At 40.3% G+C, this 17,937-nt stretch carries 12 protein-coding genes; 9 read left to right on the top strand and 3 right to left on the bottom strand.

Annotated features, from left to right (window positions below; all coding sequences use genetic code 11):
• The 5 genes from M2135_RS03325 (at position 1) to M2135_RS03305 (ending at position 5,435) form a co-directional block, all read left to right on the top strand.
• The gene (locus M2135_RS03325; protein ID WP_280747178.1) at positions 1-2,700 is read left to right on the top strand and encodes a POTRA domain-containing protein; all 2,700 of its coding nucleotides are present in this window, start codon (positions 1-3) and stop codon (positions 2,698-2,700) included.
• A gap of 78 nt (positions 2,701-2,778) precedes the next feature.
• A complete protein-coding gene (locus M2135_RS03320; protein WP_280747177.1) occupies positions 2,779-3,294 on the top strand; it encodes an OmpH family outer membrane protein in 516 nt (171 codons plus the stop codon).
• 66 nt (positions 3,295-3,360) lie between these two features.
• Entirely contained in the window at positions 3,361-3,858 is a 498-nt protein-coding gene (locus M2135_RS03315) for an OmpH family outer membrane protein (protein WP_348537102.1), read from the top strand.
• Between the two features lie 61 nt (positions 3,859-3,919).
• Positions 3,920-4,765, top strand: a complete 846-nt coding sequence (gene murI / locus M2135_RS03310) for a glutamate racemase (protein WP_280747175.1) — start codon at positions 3,920-3,922, stop codon at positions 4,763-4,765.
• Positions 4,758-5,435, top strand: coding sequence for a M15 family metallopeptidase (locus tag M2135_RS03305; protein ID WP_280747174.1), 678 nt, complete (start codon positions 4,758-4,760; stop codon positions 5,433-5,435). Before murI ends, M2135_RS03305 begins: the two co-directional genes overlap by 8 nt.
• Positions 5,436-5,660: 225 nt before the next feature.
• On the opposite strand, the gene M2135_RS03300 is transcribed toward M2135_RS03305, so the two are convergent.
• Both M2135_RS03300 and M2135_RS03295 read right to left on the bottom strand, forming a co-directional pair.
• Positions 5,661-7,121, bottom strand: coding sequence for a SusD/RagB family nutrient-binding outer membrane lipoprotein (locus M2135_RS03300; RefSeq protein ID WP_280747173.1), 1,461 nt, complete (start codon positions 7,119-7,121; stop codon positions 5,661-5,663).
• Between the two features lie 82 nt (positions 7,122-7,203).
• Positions 7,204-10,416: a SusC/RagA family TonB-linked outer membrane protein gene (locus M2135_RS03295; protein WP_280747172.1), complete on the bottom strand. Its 3,213-nt coding sequence runs from the start codon at positions 10,414-10,416 to the stop codon at positions 7,204-7,206.
• 671 nt (positions 10,417-11,087) lie between these two features.
• On the opposite strand from M2135_RS03295, the gene M2135_RS03290 reads away from it, so the two are divergent.
• The 4 genes from M2135_RS03290 to M2135_RS03275 all read left to right on the top strand — a co-directional run bounded on the left by M2135_RS03290 (position 11,088) and on the right by M2135_RS03275 (position 16,627).
• The gene (locus M2135_RS03290; RefSeq protein WP_280747171.1) at positions 11,088-11,363 is read left to right on the top strand and encodes an OadG family protein; all 276 of its coding nucleotides are present in this window, start codon (positions 11,088-11,090) and stop codon (positions 11,361-11,363) included.
• Between the two features lie 27 nt (positions 11,364-11,390).
• Entirely contained in the window at positions 11,391-13,292 is a 1,902-nt protein-coding gene (locus M2135_RS03285; RefSeq protein ID WP_280747170.1) for a biotin/lipoyl-containing protein, read from the top strand.
• Positions 13,292-14,527 carry a sodium ion-translocating decarboxylase subunit beta gene (locus tag M2135_RS03280; protein WP_280747169.1) on the top strand — a complete coding sequence of 412 codons (1,236 nt, stop codon included), beginning with the start codon at positions 13,292-13,294 and terminating at the stop codon, positions 14,525-14,527. Before M2135_RS03285 ends, M2135_RS03280 begins: the two co-directional genes overlap by 1 nt.
• Before the next feature lie 726 nt (positions 14,528-15,253).
• Positions 15,254-16,627: an FAD/NAD(P)-binding oxidoreductase gene (locus tag M2135_RS03275; protein WP_280747168.1), complete on the top strand. Its 1,374-nt coding sequence runs from the start codon at positions 15,254-15,256 to the stop codon at positions 16,625-16,627.
• A gap of 83 nt (positions 16,628-16,710) precedes the next feature.
• Here the strand turns inward: M2135_RS03275 and gpmA are convergent, their stop codons facing one another.
• Entirely contained in the window at positions 16,711-17,457 is a 747-nt protein-coding gene (gpmA, locus tag M2135_RS03270) for a 2,3-diphosphoglycerate-dependent phosphoglycerate mutase (protein WP_280747167.1), read from the bottom strand.
• Between the last annotated feature and the right edge of the window lie 480 nt (positions 17,458-17,937).

Here is a 17,937-nt window from a genome sequence, read left to right as displayed (position 1 = left end):
ATGTACAAAAAAATAGTGCTGTTTATTTTTCTTCTGGCTCATACGATTGGTGTATTTGCACAGGAGAACGACACTACACATGTTGAAACACCGGCTGAAGTACCGGTCATATCTTATTCGTTACCCAAAAAATATAAAATTGCAGATATAAAGGTAACTGGCATTGATAAGAGTTATGAAGATTTTACGTTGATTGGTTTTTCCGGCCTGTCGGTAGGCGACGAAGTGTCTATACCGGGCGATGAAATCACATCGGCAGTTAAACGATTCTGGAAACACGGATTGTTTTCTGATGTAAAAATACTTGCTACAAAAATAGAAGGAAACGATGTCTGGCTGGAGTTTCAATTGAAACAGCGCCCTCGTATTTCTCAGGTAAACTATTTTGGTGTCAAAAAGGGTGAAAGAGAAGATCTGACCGCAAAACTAAACCTGCGGAAAGGTTATCAGATAACCCCGAATGTGAAGGATCGAACCAAACAGGTGATCCAACGTTATTTTGATGGAAAAGGATTTAAGAACGTACAGGTGGATATCGTTGAAAAAGACGATCTGACCAATGAAGGCGAGGTGATCCTCGATATCAATATCAATAAGAACCAAAAGACAAAGATCCATCAGATCCATTTTGATGGGAATGAAGCCTTAACTGATCAGACGCTTAAGAAAGCGATGAAAAAAACCAATGAAAAATTTAGTTTAAAAAGAGACTTTAAGACCAGTATTCTGGAGATGTTCAGTACAAAAAAGTTTACGACTGAAGAATATGAAAACGACTTACAAAATATTATCAGTAAATATAACGAATATGGTTACAGGGATGCTGTGCTTGTATTCGATAGTGTCGCTAATTTTAATGAGAAAAAGGTTGAGATCTTTCTGAAAGTAGATGAAGGTGAACAATATTACCTGAAAGATATTCGTTTTGTCGGAAACACAAAGTATCCGACAGAATTGTTGGAATCACTTCTGAGTATCAAACCGGGAGAAATCTATAATCAGAAAAAACTGAACGAGCGGTTGAGTACGGATGATGAATCGGTATCCAATCTTTATTTCAATAACGGATATCTCTTCTTTGGAGCTGATCCGGTAGAGGTAGAAGTAGAAAACGACTCCATATCACTGGAAATTCGTATTCAGGAAGGCCCTCAAGCGACAATTAATAAGGTTGTAATCAATGGGAATGACCGTCTGTATGAAGATGTGGTTCGCCGGGAATTACGCACAAAACCGGGTATGCTCTTCAGCCGGGAAGACCTGATCCGTTCCATACGTGAAATTGCTCAGATGGGACATTTCGACCCTGAGAATATGGAACCGCAACCTATTCCTGATCCAGAAAGCGGAACGGTAGATATCCATTATAATCTCACGTCGAAAGCGAACGACCAGATTGAATTCTCGGCAGGTTGGGGACAAACCGGAGTGATTGGGAAATTAAGTCTGCGGTTTACGAACTTCTCAATGAAAAATTTCCTGAATCCGAAGTCGTACAAAGGAATTATCCCACAGGGAGAAGGACAGACGCTTACATTAAGCGGACAGACCAATGGGCGTTACTATCAGGCATATAGTATTTCATTCATGGATCCCTGGTTTGGAGGAAAACGACCGAATACATTATCGGTAACAGCTTATTTCTCCCGGCAAACGGATATTAGTGGTAATTATTTGAGTAATACCGGTTACGGGAACAGCTATTATGGATATGGAGGTTATCCATACGGCAGTAGCTATGGTTACGGCTATGGCTCCGGTTATGGCTCTAGTTATGGCGGAGGGTATTATAACTATGAGGCAGCCTACGACCCGGATAAATACATCAATATGTTTGGTGTAGCTATCGGTTACGGAAAACGATTGAACTGGCCCGATGATTATTTCCAGTTTATGGCTACGTTGAATTATCAGTTGTACAATATGAAGGACTGGGATTACTTCTTGGTGAGCAATGGTACGTCACACAATATAAACCTTGAGTTGTTGCTGCAACGTAATTCTGTAGATAATCCGTTGTATACGCGTCGTGGATCGCAATTCTCCGTATCTGTATCGGCTACACCTCCTTATTCGTTATGGGACGGAAAAGATTACGCCTCTATGAGCGATCAGGATCCGGCGAAGTTTAAGATGATCGAATACCATAAATGGAAATTTAAAGCGAAGATATTCTCTCCGTTGGCGCCATTGACTGTTAAACGGACTCCGGTATTAATGACCCGTGTGGAATATGGTTTCCTGGGTACATATAACCAACATAAACGTTCTCCATTTGAAACCTTCTATATGGGAGGTGACGGGATGAGTGGATATTCCAGCACCTATGCTACCGAAACAATCGGGTTAAGAGGATATGAAAATGGAACGATAGCAGGTAATGGCGGATACAGTTCGTATGGATATGCCTATTCACGGTTGAGTATGGAGTTGCGCTACCCATTCTTACTTGAACCTTCTTCTACAATATATGGTTTAGCCTTTGTTGAAGCCGGAAACGCCTGGAAGAATGTCAATGAATTCAATCCGTTCGACCTGAAACGTTCGGCTGGTGTCGGTGTACGTATATTCCTCCCGATGATCGGGTTGATGGGGATTGACTGGGCCTATGGTTTCGATGTGCCGAATTATGGAACGGATTATACCGCTGGTAAACGGCACGGTAGTCAGTTCCACTTTATTATCGGTCAGGAGTTCTAAATTAACGTAAATTAGAGTCATACTACTAAACCCTGACTTATATTTGTAGTCATAAGATAGAATTTAAACATAAAGCGTATGAAAAGATTTATCACATTATGCAGTCTGATGGTATTATGCACTTTTGCAGGAACAGCGCAAAAGTTTGCATTGATAGACATGGAATATATTTTAAAAAATATTCCGGCTTATGAAATGACCAATGAACAACTCAGCCAATTGTCGCAAAGATGGCAAAATGAGGTAGAGGCGATTCAACAGGAGGCTCAGACCATGTATAAAAGTTATCAAAGCGACTTGGTGTTTTTGTCTGCAGAGATGAAATCGAAACGGGAAGAGGAGATCATCAAAAAAGAACAGGAAGCGCAGGATGTAAAGCGCCAATACTTTGGTCCGGAAGGAGAATTATATAAACGTCGTGAAAGTCTGATGAAGCCAATTCAGGATGAGATTTATAATGCTGTCAAAGAGATTTCCGACGATAAAGGGTATCAATTGATCTTGGATCGCGCTTCGGCAATGAGTATTATTTTTGCATCTCCCCGGATAGACATTAGTAATGAAGTGCTTACAAAACTGGGATATTCAAAATAATTGTTTACATTTGTGCACTTTTGACAGAAAAGTAAAACGAATTTTATAACAAATAATAGATAAATGATGAAGAAACTGATTATTTTATTGGTTGCAATGTTGCCATTAGGGCTTTTTGCTCAGGATATCAAGCTTGCATATGTAAATGTCTCTGAGCTCTACAATGCGATGCCTGAAATGGACGAAGTGGAGAAAAAGTTAACGGATTTTAATGAAGAATACCGGAAAGAACTCGAAAGAATGCAGGAAGAGTATAATAAGAAATATTCCGACTTCATTGCTCAACAGGATTCTTTGACAGAAAACATCCGTTTGAGAAGAATGCAGGAAGTGCAGGATATCGAAACTCGTATCCAGAATCTATATCAGCAAGCTCAACAGGAAGTTCCTAAAAAACAACAGGAATTATTGCAGCCGATTCAGCAGAAGGTGATGAATGCCATCAAGCAGGTAGGTGAAGAAAAAGGATATACTTACATTTTTGATCCGCAAGTTTTCCTTTATGTCAACCCTAGCAGTGCAATTGACGCAACCTCATTTGTAAAAACAAAACTTGGTATTTAATCGAAAGTAAATATATAAAATGTAAGGATGTCTTTAGATAAAGACATCCTTTGTTATATATATGGATAAGCGAAACAAACATAAAGTGGCACCTATCGGTATCTTTGATTCGGGATATGGCGGATTAACCGTTTTTGAAAAAATTCGTGAACAAATGCCTGCATACGATTATATCTATCTGGGTGATAATGCTCGTTCTCCATATGGGAATCGCTCGTTTGAGGTTGTTTATAAATTTACACGACAAGCCGTTTTTCATCTTTTCCAAGAGGGATGTCCGTTAGTAATCCTGGCCTGTAATACGGCTTCTGCCAAAGCGCTGCGCACGATACAAATGAGAGATCTCCCCCATCTCAATCCATTCAACCGGGTTTTGGGGGTCATCCGTCCGACCGTGGAAGTATTGGATCAACTCAGCCGATCCAAACATATAGGTGTGTTAGGAACGAGCGGAACGATTTCGTCGGAATCGTATACCATTGAGGTGGCAAAAATGTTTCCGCACATACAGGTGACAGAGGAAGCTTGTCCGATGTGGGTGCCATTAGTGGAAAACCGGGAATACGACTCACCCGGCGCCGATTATTTTATCCGTAAACACCTGGATCGGCTTTTTACGCAAGATGCTGATATCGACACCTTGATTTTAGCTTGTACCCATTACCCCTTACTGCTGGATAAAATAAAAAAATATATACCTGAACAGGTCAAATTAATATCACAAGGTGAATATGTGGCAGATCGTTTAAAAGATTATCTGTTACGTCACCCGGAAATGGAAAACAGGTTGACCCATACAGGCAGTTGCCGTTTTCTGACGACTGAATCAGCCGAGAAGTTCTCGGATGCCGCTTCAGTTTTTCTTGATGAGCCAATTCATGTAGAACAAATAACCATTGATGCGTAATATGAATCGATTGCGGTATTGTTTAGTTGTTTTAGTTCTCCTTTTCTCACATCAGCTGTACGGGCAACAATGGGATCGTATTTTAGAGGAGAGAGGATATGTGGATGTGTTGCAGAAAGATCCGACCATTCACCTACATATGATGTATGCCTATCCGGATAATATCTTCGGAAAAGCGGTTTATACCGGTTTAACAAAGATCTGGCTGCGGCCGGAAGCAGCAGAAAAACTTCTAAAAGCGCAAAAACTATTAAAAGAAAAATTCCCTGATCACTCAATTATTGTCTATGACGCTGCCCGCCCCATGTCGGTACAACAGCAGATGTGGAATTTGGTCAAAGGAACCAGTAAAACGAATTATGTCAGTAACCCAGCAAACGGAGGGGGACTTCATAATTACGGTATGGCTGTCGATGTCTCCATTGTAGATAAAGATGGCGTTGCTTTACCTATGGGTTCGGCTATCGATCATTTTGGTCCCGAGGCACATATCAATAAAGAAGAAGAACTTCTGCAATCAGGCCAAATAACCTCCCACGAATATGATAACCGCCGGTTTCTTCGTCAAATCATGCGACAGGCTGGTTTCACAACGATACTCTATGAATGGTGGCATTTTAATGCCTGTTCACGCGCAGAAGCCAAGCGGAAATATCCGGTCATAGAATAGTTTGATTCTAGTAGGCCGCTTGATAAAGCTGCGTATATTTTGATTTAAGACCTCAATTTAGTTGGATGAGATCTTTATTGATCAATCCTCATTGAGGCGAATATCGTTTGCGAGATAGGCGAATATAAAAAGAGGGTGCGTCAATACTAAGATTAAGATATTGACACACCCTCAATGTTTCAGAAGTAATACAGTACTTGTTTATACTTTTATTTGACTAATCAATCAATAAACGCCTGTACGAGTATCCCACCACATTTGTTTACCCCAAAAATCATCTACAACTTCTGCATTAAATGGGGCATTGTTTGCACCGTTCAAATTCCGTTCTGTATCCGGATAAGGTGAACGGAAAGGAGGTACATTGTGTTCGGAATATTTAGTGGCACGTCCAGGAGCGATATAATGGTTTTCTGGAACGCCTGTACGACGATATAATGACCAACCTTCCATACCTTGTTTAAACAATGCTACCCATTCCTCATACCAGATCTGCTGTTTTGTTCCTGCAAATTTACCTGCTCCAGCAATGTAAGCCGCAGCATCAGCAGCATCAACTTCATTTTCCTCTAAAGAAAGAGAGAGAGCTTTTGTATAAGCATCCTCTGCAGAAATACCTCCTGTGTTATAACCTAACATAGCAGCTTCTGCTATATGGAAGTAAACTTCAGCGGCACGCATATAAGGAGAAAAACCTCCTAAGTCTTGACCATATCTATATCCCCAAACAGAATAATTCTTTGCAGCTGGATTCGATCCTGCACCAATGATATATCCTCTATATAAAGGTTTCCCATCATTATAATCTGGGTCACCTTCAATAGAACTACTTGGAGTAGGTGTAAAATAGACACTAATACGTGGGTCTTCACGATCCAACATATGATCAACTAATAAATCAGGTGCACAAAATTCCGTTTTACGAGTACGGTAAGCATTTCCTATAGGTTCATATACATTAGAGTCATCTCCATCCCACCAGAAAAACGCATTGTCACTATTCGTTTCCATAACCGGATATTTACCCGGGTTACCCAAAATCTCTTCTACGGTTTGTTTAGCTAATGCCGGACTAACCTCTGAGATACGAATAGCCATACGCAGACGTAATGAGTTACAGAATTTTTGCCATTTTTTCATGTCGCCATGAAATAAAAGATCTCCGGAACTAATATCACCTTCGCCACCTTCAGCTAAACCATCAGCAACTTCTTTTGCAAGTGCAAGTAAAGCTGGATAGATATCTTCTTGCTTGTCATATGTCGGAGCAACTACCCCCTCCGGCAGTTTAACTGCATCAGAATAAGGGATGTCACGCCAGCGATCTGTTGCCATTTGCATAACCTTCACTTCCAAGATTTTTGCAGCATAAGTAAAATTGCTAAGACTGTTTTCTTCTCCATCCCGTTGAACGTTTCGCAAGTTATTTAAAGCACGGTATGTATAGTTAATACTATTGTCTTGGATATTTGGACGGAATTGATACCTTGCTTCGTCGATATAACTCATTTTAGCGACATAACCTGCAAAACTGGCAGGCTCATCCAGCATATACCAACGATCATAAAAACGGTAAGAGATGTGCCATAGGCACCAAGCAAACAAGTTCTCAGTCGGAACTTCAGCAGGCCTGTCCGGATCTTTGTTGATATCATCAAAAGAATCGGTACAGCCTGAAATTAGCACGGATGTACATATAGTCAGTGCTACAACTGCTTTAAATATATATTTTTTCATATGTAATACTTTCTTTATCATTAGACATTAGTTAGAATGTAAGACCTACCTTAAGTCCGATACTACGAGAAGGAGGATAGGAATTTGATTCCATACCAACACCATCATTACCTGAAGCACGAGTTGATTCCGGATCCAAATTGATCAGATTAGACTTATGCGTCCACAACAAAGCTAAATTTGTTCCAATCAAAGAAACACGAGCTCCGCTAATATATTTAGTCTTAGCCAAAAGAGATTTTGGGAAAGTATATGTAATATATGCTTCACGCAATTTTAAGTAAGAACCGTCCATAACAGCCATTTCAACAATTGAATAGTAATTACCGAAAAAGTCTTCAGCATTTACTACTACATCATTGATATTTCCATCTGCATCTTTAAAGACTTTATCTGTTAATACATTTTTACCTACAATCACACCATTTTCACGAATATCGCCTGCAGCAGTATAATCATAAATACCTGTGTAAGAACCAAATCCTTGAGAGAGTGAATAAATATCACCTCCTTTACGGAAGTCAAGTAAGAAACCAACTGTCCACTCTTTATAAGTAAATTCATTATGCAAACCAGCTAACCAGTCAGGAGTCACATCACCTACTACCTGTGATGATTTTGCGACAGGCATACCATCTTTAACTAAAATAGAACCATCATCATTATAGGTATAACCTGTTCCTACAATACTTCCCCAAGTTTCACCTTTCATTGCATATGTACTGGCATTAAATCCATTGAAATAGAATCTATACGCTTCCAAAGACTGTCCAGTAACAGGATCAGTATAAAGTTCTATAATTTTGCTCTTGTCTTTCGACCAGTTCAATGTCGCTGTCCAATTAAATCCTTTCGGGTTTTTGAATATGTCTGCAGTCAATTGAACTTCCAGCCCTTTATTGCTGATTTCTCCAGCATTAATTACCATTGAAGTATACCCTGTTGGAGAGGCAATATTTGCTTCCATAATCTGATCAGTAGTTGTTTTTTGGTAGTAAGCAGCATCTAAACGCAAACGGTTTTGAATAAAGCTTGCTTCCACACCAACTTCCCAAGTTTTCACCATTTCAGGACGTAAGCCTGTAGGAGGATAAACTGTAGGATTTCTGTAAAGCGTTGTTCCAAACATAGATTTAGGAGAAGTCTCAGTCTCATAATAATTTCCGCTTCTGTAAGGCACTGTGGCAGAACCAATTTTCGCCCAACCTCCACGTATTTTCATGAAATTTAACCAACCGCTATCGGTTATGCTTGGTAATGTTTCAGTAAGAATCCAGCTACCACTAAATGATGGATAGAAGAACGAATCTTCAATAGTTGAATCCCAGTCATTACGAACACTAACGTCAACATACAATTGATTTTTCCAACCAATAGAGGCATTTGCATAAACTGAATTAGAACGGCGAAGTTGATGATCCATATGTGTATATGGCATACCAATAACATTTGCAACCGTATATAATTCAGGAACTGTTAAATTATCTCCTCCTATTCCACTGATTTGATAATCATAATCACGGTAATTAGCTCCAGCCAATGCGTTGATGTTGAAATCTTCTACTTGTTTATTAAAATAAGCAATGAAGTCTGCATTAATCTCTGTCGTGCGACGATTAAAATCACGGAAATATCCTTGAGGATAGTCAGTATCCCATGATCTAACTGAAAGCTGATTGTTATTATTATGATCAAGACCTAAACGTCCTTCAAATTTTAACCAATCGGTTGGTTTATACCACAAAGATGCTTTTCCATATACACGATCGCGTTTCAGTTGAGTTGTGTTTTTATTCAAAATCCAATACGGATTTGAGGCATATTCTCCCTGCCAATTATAATGTGTATATTGTCCAGAAGCATCTCTCTGATCCCAGTTGCTTTTTAGGTCTTTCATGTTAACCTGGCGACCAAACCACTGCATCAGTGACTGAAGAGCGTTGGTGGCATTATATCCTGTACCAGGTAAATTATCACTGGTTGTACGGATATAATTAGCAGACACATCAAAATCAAAATACTTATTTATTTTAAACTGCGAATTAATAGATGCTCCATATCTTGTTTGATCAGTATTTGGAGTCGTTCCTTCTTGATTTCGGTAAGAAATAGAAGCACGAGTTACTGCATTTTCAGATGTAGAAGAAACACCTATAGTATGACTTGTTGAATGTCCTGTTTCAAAAAAGTCTTTGATATTGTTCGGGTTAGATACCCATGGAGTTGCTTGACGTACTCCATCAACAACTGGACTATTGAATTGAGGCAATTGCAAACCAATATCTAACCGTGGTCCCCATGATTCATCTGCATTATCATTTACACCACTCCCTTTTCCATCCACATAGCCATAACCATGTTGTGATGCGAAATCTTGATAGCTTAAGTCGCTATATCGTCCATTTTTCCAATCAAATTCTGAACCATAATATCCCTGTCCATATTTATCTTGAAACTTAGGCAGACCATATACTTTATCAAAGGTAAAATCTCCATCATAAGAAACAACTACTCCTTTGTCCTTTCTTCCTTGTTTTGTTGTGATCAAGATAACTCCATTACCAGCACGCATACCATAAAGGGCAGCTGACCCCCCTTTCAACACAGAAATAGATTCGATATCGTTCGGGTTGATATCATTCAATCCAGATCCTAAGTTTGCAGTAGCTCCAGTTGGATTATCATTGATAATAGGAACTCCATCTACAACAATTAAAGGTTCATTATTTCCAAAAGAAGAGTTACCACGAATAACTATATTTGCAGAAGCTCCAACTTGACCTCCTTGAGAGGTGATTTGAAGTCCGGCTACTTTCCCCGACAAAGATGTTGCCACATTCATTTGTCCGGCCTTTGTTATCTCGTCTGATTTAACTTCCTGCAAAGCATATCCTAATGATTTCTTTTCGCGGGAAATTCCCATAGCAGTCACCACCACTTCGTCCAGCGCTTGTGTATCCGAACGTAACACGACACGCATATTCGGACTGACGGGCAATTCTTGCGCGATCATTCCGATATAGGAAATCACTAACGTGCTGGCATTTTGTGGGACATCCAGAGAGAATGTTCCATCGAATGTTGTAACTGTACCTACCGTAGTGCCTTTCACTACAATAGATGCTCCAATAACAGGTTCCCCATCATCGGCAGAAGTAACACTACCTGTCACTTTTGTCGTCTGGGCTGTTGCGACTCCTATGCTTATAAAAAAGCATAATAAAAGATAAGTCAACCTTTTCATAGACACATTTTTTGTTTTACAATAATTATACAATACTAATATTAAGCTTTGAAGTAAGTGATGACGCTTCGAATTTGGCTCCGTTTCAATTAAGTCAGACATTATTATATATAGGTGGCGAAAAAGATTTAGAATAATGCGTTAATTGAGATTTACACTGATCAACTTCAACAATTCATGCGGCTTGTCTTATCACTTAGTATTTGTTGTTTGTTTGCAAAAATAATGAAAAATTTATATAACAATGTATTTTTGAAACATATTTTTCACTTTTACGACTTCTTCCCTTGAAAAATGCTCTTTTTTACGCCTTGATTTGTGCAAAGTGTTTTCTTGATAAGACGTGACATTGTGTAAGCAACGGGTCAATTTTCGGAGTGATTCGACTTAAGATAATGCCTTTATTAGTAAAAAATGGGTTAAAAAACTGCAAATATGATAGTTTTTTGTTTTGCAGATGCTTTTGATTGAGATTTGTCATAAAACACCGTCTTTCCCTTTCAAACAAAAATATTTTGTTAACAACTTCTTCGTTTTTTTTATTTTTTTAATAGCTAGTCATTAGGATGAATAGGTAGAAATAAGTAAGTTTGCGACTGTTTTTAATTTGGCTAAAATTGTACCAATTCAAACGTATATTCTGTTTTAGCTCCTCACAATTGAAGTAATATATGGAAAACATCGAGACAGGACTTTTACTCATGGTAGTCGGTATGACTACTGTATTTGCAATTCTTTTAATAGTTATTTACCTTGGGAAAGGACTTATTGTTGCAGTAAATAAATATGCACCGGAAGAGGCTGTTGTGAAGAAACAGGCGCCGGTTCAAGCCAAAACGATTGCGCCAGCCGGAACAGTACCCCACCAGGAGGCAGCCGCTATTATTTCTGCTGTAAGTTTTCTGACAGGAGGACAAGGGAAAGTAACAAAGATTGAAAAGAAATAAACAATTAGATATATTTAATTTAATAACATGAAAAGAGAAATCAAATTCAGTTTGGTCTATAGAGACATGTGGCAATCTGCCGGAAAATATGTTCCACGCGTAGACCAACTAACCAGGGTTGCTCCCGCAATTATAGAGATGGGTTGTTTTGCTCGCGTTGAGACAAACGGCGGGGGATTTGAGCAAGTAAATTTACTTTTTGGAGAAAATCCCAATAAAGCTGTTCGCGAATGGACAAAACCTTTCCACGAAGCAGGCATACAAACACATATGTTAGACCGTGCACTCAATGGATTACGCATGAGTCCGGTGCCCGACGATGTTCGTCAATTATTCTATAAAGTAAAAAAAGCACAAGGAACAGATATCGCACGTACATTCTGTGGATTGAATGATATCCGCAACATTGCTCCGTCGATCAAATATGCCAAGGCGGCAGGAATGATTTCGCAATGCGCCTTGAGTATTACCCACTCTCCGATCCATACAGTAGAGTATTATACTAAGATGGCCTTGGAATTAATTGAACTCGGTGCCGACGAAATCTGTATCAAAGATATGGCAGGTATCGGACGTCCGTATTCATTGGGTCAGATTGTTAAAAACATCAAAGAAAAACATCCTGAGATACCTATCCAATATCACAGTCATGCCGGACCGGGTTTCAACGTAGCTTCTATTCTGGAAGTATGTAATGCCGGTTGCGACTATATCGATGTGGGTATGGAACCGTTATCCTGGGGAACCGGTCATGCCGACCTGCTCACCGTACAGGCCATGTTGAAAGACGCTGGTTATAAAGTTCCGGAGATCAATATGGAAGCCTATATGAAGGTACGTTCCATGATCCAGGAAGATATGGATGATTTCTTAGGCTTGTATATCAGTCCGAAAAATCGTTTGATGAACTCCTTGCTTATTGGTCCGGGACTACCTGGCGGTATGATGGGAAGTTTGATGGCCGATTTGGAAAAGAATCTGGAGACTATCAATAAAAATAACATAAAAAATAATAAGCCGTTGATGTCGCAAGATCAATTATTGATCAAGTTGTTCGACGAAGTAGCTTATGTATGGCCACGCATTGGTTATCCCCCATTGGTTACTCCATTCAGTCAGTATGTGAAAAATCTGGCTTTAATGAATGTGATGCAAATGGAAAAAGGAAAAGCGCGCTGGAGTATGATTGCTGATGATATCTGGGATATGATATTAGGAAAAGCAGGAAGACTGCCCGGCCCATTGGCCCCTGAAATTATTGAAAAGGCCAAAGCAGAAGGTCGCGAATTCTTTACAGGTAACCCACAGGATAACTATCCGGATGCACTGGATAAATATCGCAAGTTGATGAATGAAAAACAGTGGGAAACAGGTGAAGATGATGAAGAACTGTTTGAATATGCAATGCACCCGGCTCAATACGAAGCGTATCGTTCGGGAAAAGCAAAAGTAGAATTCGTTGCAGATGTGGCCACCCGTAAAGCCGAAAAAGCGAAAGCCGGCCAGCCGGTTCAAGAAGCTGCTTCTGCTCCTGCGGTTATTGGCTTACCGACAACGCCACAGGTGATGAATGTAGATGTAAACGGTCAACCGTATCGTGTTACTGTTGCTTTTGGTGATGCAGCAACAACTGCTCCGGCTTCACCAGCCCAAGCCCCCGCTCAACCGGCAGCGGCTCCAGCAGCGGCACCCGGAGCCGGACAAGAGGTCTTATCTCCACTCGAAGGGAAATTCTTTATGGTGAAAAATGCCTCTGAGACCCCATTGAAAGTGGGCGACGTGGTAAAAGAAGGTGATTTGCTTTGTTATATCGAAGCGATGAAGACCTACAACGCTGTACGTTCAGAATTTAGCGGAACAATCACGGCGATATTACCCGCTTCCGGAGACTCGGTATCTGAAGATGACGTATTAATGACCATACAATAATGGGAGATATATTTGCCAAACTATATGATATGACTGCGTTCAGCAATATTATTGCTGAACCGCAGTTCTTGATCATGTATGTGCTTGCCCTGCTGTTGCTTTATCTGGGTATAAAGAAACAATACGAACCGTTGTTATTGATCCCCATTGCTTTCGGAGTTTTACTTGCGAATTTTCCGGGAGGCGAGATGGGAGTAATTCAAGCCGATGAGAATGGGTTGATCAACATACATGGAGTGACCCGGAATATCTGGGAAATGCCGCTGCATGATATTGCACATGAGATGGGGATTATGAACTTCCTCTATTATATGCTGATCAAGACCGGATTTTTGCCACCTGTCATCTTTATGGGAGTAGGTGCCTTAACCGATTTCGGACCGATGTTGCGTAACCTTCGCTTATCGATTTTCGGAGCCGCAGCACAATTAGGAATCTTTACGGTATTGCTCGCTGCTATTCTAATGGGATTCACCCCGCAAGAAGCTGCTTCACTGGGTATTATCGGAGGTGCTGACGGACCAACGGCTATATTCACCACGATCAAACTGGCTCCTCATCTGTTAGGACCTATCGCGATTGCTGCTTATTCGTATATGGCGTTAGTGCCGGTCATTGTTCCTTTAGTGGTTAATCTGTTCTGCTCTAAAAAGGAGTTGATGATTAATATGAAAGATCAGGAAAAGAAATTCCCCTCTGACACTGAAATCAAGAACATGACGGTGCTTAAAATTATTTTCCCGATAGCTGTCACAATCGTTGTTGCATTGTTCGTTCCGAGTGCTGTTCCTTTGATTGGTATGTTGATGTTCGGGAACCTGATTAAAGAGGTCGGTTCTTCCGTTTTCCGTTTATTCGACACAATTTCAAACAGTATTATGAATACGGCTACCGTATTCTTAGGATTATGCGTAGGCGCAACCATGACAGCTGAGGCATTCCTGAACTGGACAACAATAGGCATCATCGTCGGGGGGTTCCTGGCCTTTGCATTATCTATCTCCGGAGGAATCTTTATGGTAAAACTGGTGAACCTGTTTACCAAAAAGAAAATCAATCCGCTGATTGGCGCAACGGGCCTCAGTGCAGTCCCTATGGCTTCACGTGTTGCCAACGAAATTGCACTTAAACACGATCCGAAGAACCATGTCCTTCAATACTGTATGGCCAGTAACATCTCAGGAGTTATCGGCTCGGCAGTTGCTGCAGGGGTACTGATTTCTTTCTTAGGATAAAACAGAAATAAAAGTATTTCATACAAAACCGGAATGTACACATAATGTATATTCCGGTTTTTTTATTGTTCCAACATGAAGTCTGATCTGAAAAACATCCGAATAAACCGGAAAATTCGAGGAGTTTCGGTTTTGTCATTTTGTTCAATAAAACAATCGTATTGTAACATAAACGGCTAAAATCACATTTTTAGCTAACGCACACTTTGGCTGTTTTTAGTCAACCAGAGAGTATTTCCGGGCTTTTTGGGCAAAAGACAGGCATTTTTGTACATTTTGTTCTGGTTCACCCGCCCATTTTATCCAGGTAATTTTTTAAATGATGCAGATAACCTTGAAGAGACATCTAAATAGTTCAAACAAATCATCAGCATCATTATTTTAAGAGCCTAAAACAGTCGAAAAAAGGGATCGGAAACCGGCTGATTTTTCCCGGAATGGCCATTTTTTTCATCTCACTAAAATAGACATTAGCGAATGAAAATCAAGTGGTCATTAAAAAATAAACGTCAAATCCTTGTCGTTTTTTCTGACTGCTTCACGCTATGATTCAAATAGACGATTCTCGGAGGGGGTAAATTGACAAGTTGCTCAAATTGACAGTTTGTAATCAAGCCCCTTATCCCAATTTTTTTGTTAAAGCACACCCATAAATCACCATTTTTATGTAAATTTGTCATCCGAATAAATAAGAACGACAAAAATCTTTAGACTAAACAAAAGAACATGATCAATCAACTGAAACAGTATGTAAACAAATTAGAACGAGGAGAAATTAACCGGAGACAATTCTTTAAACTCATGTCGGCAGCAGGCATTCTTTCTTTCACAGGAGTTCACGAAGCAAAAGCATTTTCAAGTAAAGCAAAAGGGCGTATTGTGATTATCGGGGGCGGAGCGGCCGGTCTGAGTATGGCTGCTCGTTTGAATCGCTGGCTGGATGATCCCGACATTACTTTAATAGATCCCTCCGATCGCCAATATTATCAACCGGGATTTACGCTCATCGCTTCAGGCGTTTATCAGCCGGATGAAGTATGGAAAGAACAGAAAACGTATATCCCTAAAGGGGTTAAATGGATCAAAGATACCGTAAAGGCGCTTGATCCGGCCGCCAACAAGGTGGTGACTTCCGACAATACGATCGTTCCTTACGATTTTTTGGTACTCACCCCCGGATTGCAGATCAACTGGCATAAAGTCGAAGGGATCGATTATAACCGGTTGGGAGAAGGGAACGCACATTGTATCTATGACTTTGAGGGTGCACAGAAAACATGGAAAGCGATACAGGCTTTTTCGGAAACAGGCGGACAAGGACTTTATACAGATACCTACACCAAACATAAATGTGGTGGAGCACCTAAGAAGATCTGTCTGTTGACGGAGGATTATACCCGCAAACAAAAAACACGCGAAAAGGTCTCGCTCGATTTCTTTACCGCATCCAAACAGCTGTACGATGTCCCTTATTATACCCCCCGTTTATTGGAAATCTACGAAGAACGGAATGTGCCTATCCATTTAAACGTCCGGTTGAAAGGGGTAGATACCTTGGCCAAACGGGCTTATTTTGAAAAACGGGAAACGAAAGGGGATGAACTCATTATCGAGCCATTCAGCCGTGAGTATGATTTTCTGCATTTTACACCACCGATGTCTGCTCCCGACTTTGTATTCGAATCGGGTCTGAGTTGGCAGGAAGGCAGCCTGGCTATTGATGGGTGGGTGATGGTCGATAAAGAGACTTTGGTTCATCCCACTTACTCCAATATAATCTCTTTGGGTGATGTTGCCGGGGTGCCTACCAGTAAAACCTCAGCGGCTATACGTATGCAGGTTCCTGTTGCAGCAAAAAACCTGATTGCCTTAATGGAAGGGAAAGCCCCACAGGAAAAATACAACGGGTATGCCGCTTGCCCGATCGTGACCGATTACGGACATGTCATCCTGTGTGAATTCGACTACAATAAAGAGCCGGACACTTCATTCCCTTTCCAAATATTGGATACCTCAAAAGAACAGTGGCTGGCCTGGTTATTAAAGGTCTATATACTCAAACCGATGTATTTCTACGGAATGTTACGGGGAAGAGCATAAGCCGGACTGAAACGACATTATACCGATAAAAGAAAACCCAGGTCGCTATTCGCACCTGGGTTTTCTTTTTAGTCTATTAACTGTCACTTCTTCTTTCCTTGGTTGGCGACAGCTTCCATTAATTTTTTAATCTCATCCGGGTCACCCAGGAAATAATCTTTTATCAGATTAAAACGTTCATCAAATTCAAACACATAAGGGACTGCCGTCGGTAAATTCAAGTGGACAATATCCTGATCAGGGATCTGTTTTAAATGTTTAATGATTCCCCGCAAACTATTTCCGTGGGCAACCACCAACAATTCATCTGCCGTCTGTAGATTCGGGAAGATAACTTCTTTCCAGTAGGGCAATATCCGCTCTATCGTATCTTTCAAAGATTCAGTACGTGGTAGTTCGTGATCCGAAACCTCCGCATACCTGGCCTCAAAACGGGGATTCCTCGGATCCTCTTCTCCCAACGGATGGGGTGCGACATCAAAACTCCGGCGCCAGACCAATACTTGTTCATCTCCATATTTTTCGGCAGTCTCGCTTTTATTCAATCCTTGTAAGTCGCCATAATGTTTCTCATTCAGCCGCCAGTTTTTTTCTACCGGGATCCAGTCCTGATCCAACTGATCCAACACATTGTCTAATGTTTTAACCGCCCGTTTCAGATAAGAAGTGTATGCTTTACTAAACGCAAACCCCTCTTTTTTCATCAATGCGCCGGCACGTATAGCCTCCTCGATCCCTTTTTCCGTAAGATCCACATCTGTCCAGCCGGTAAAACGATTCTCTTTATTCCAGGTACTCTCGCCATGTCGAAGCAAAACAATTCTTTTCATAGGTCATTATTTTATTGAATAATACACGTATAGAAACAACGGATAAAGTAAGCCTATTTGTTGGCATACATCAATAGCCATTTGTAGGTATTTAATGAAAAAAGGGTAACCCGATCATTACCCTTTTATCAGCTTTATCTCTACCCATTTAAATTTCATAGAGGTTTTGTATTTATATTCATATAACAAATTTCAGAGCAATAAGTTGTCGGTAATCTGCTTTTTGAGTGTTTTATCTAGTAATCGAAAATACTTAAGAGACATATACATACCAAAAAAACCAGGCCCCTCCTCGCGGAGCGGCCTGATCATCACTTTTCAATAAGATTTACATCTTAAAACAACACTTTTTCTTTTTGTTGATATATGATCTAAGGATATTCAATTTTTTTAATACGTCAGAATAGAAATACAATCCCCATTTTCTTTCACGGTTGCAATTTTGTTTTTGTCGTTCTGGCTGAAATAAAACAGGTAAGA

The organism is Parabacteroides sp. PF5-9 (genome assembly GCF_029893105.1).
Taxonomy (GTDB): domain Bacteria; phylum Bacteroidota; class Bacteroidia; order Bacteroidales; family Tannerellaceae; genus JARXWG01.
Note: the sequence above shows the minus strand (reverse complement) of the source record. Positions and strands in the feature narration are given on the sequence as shown.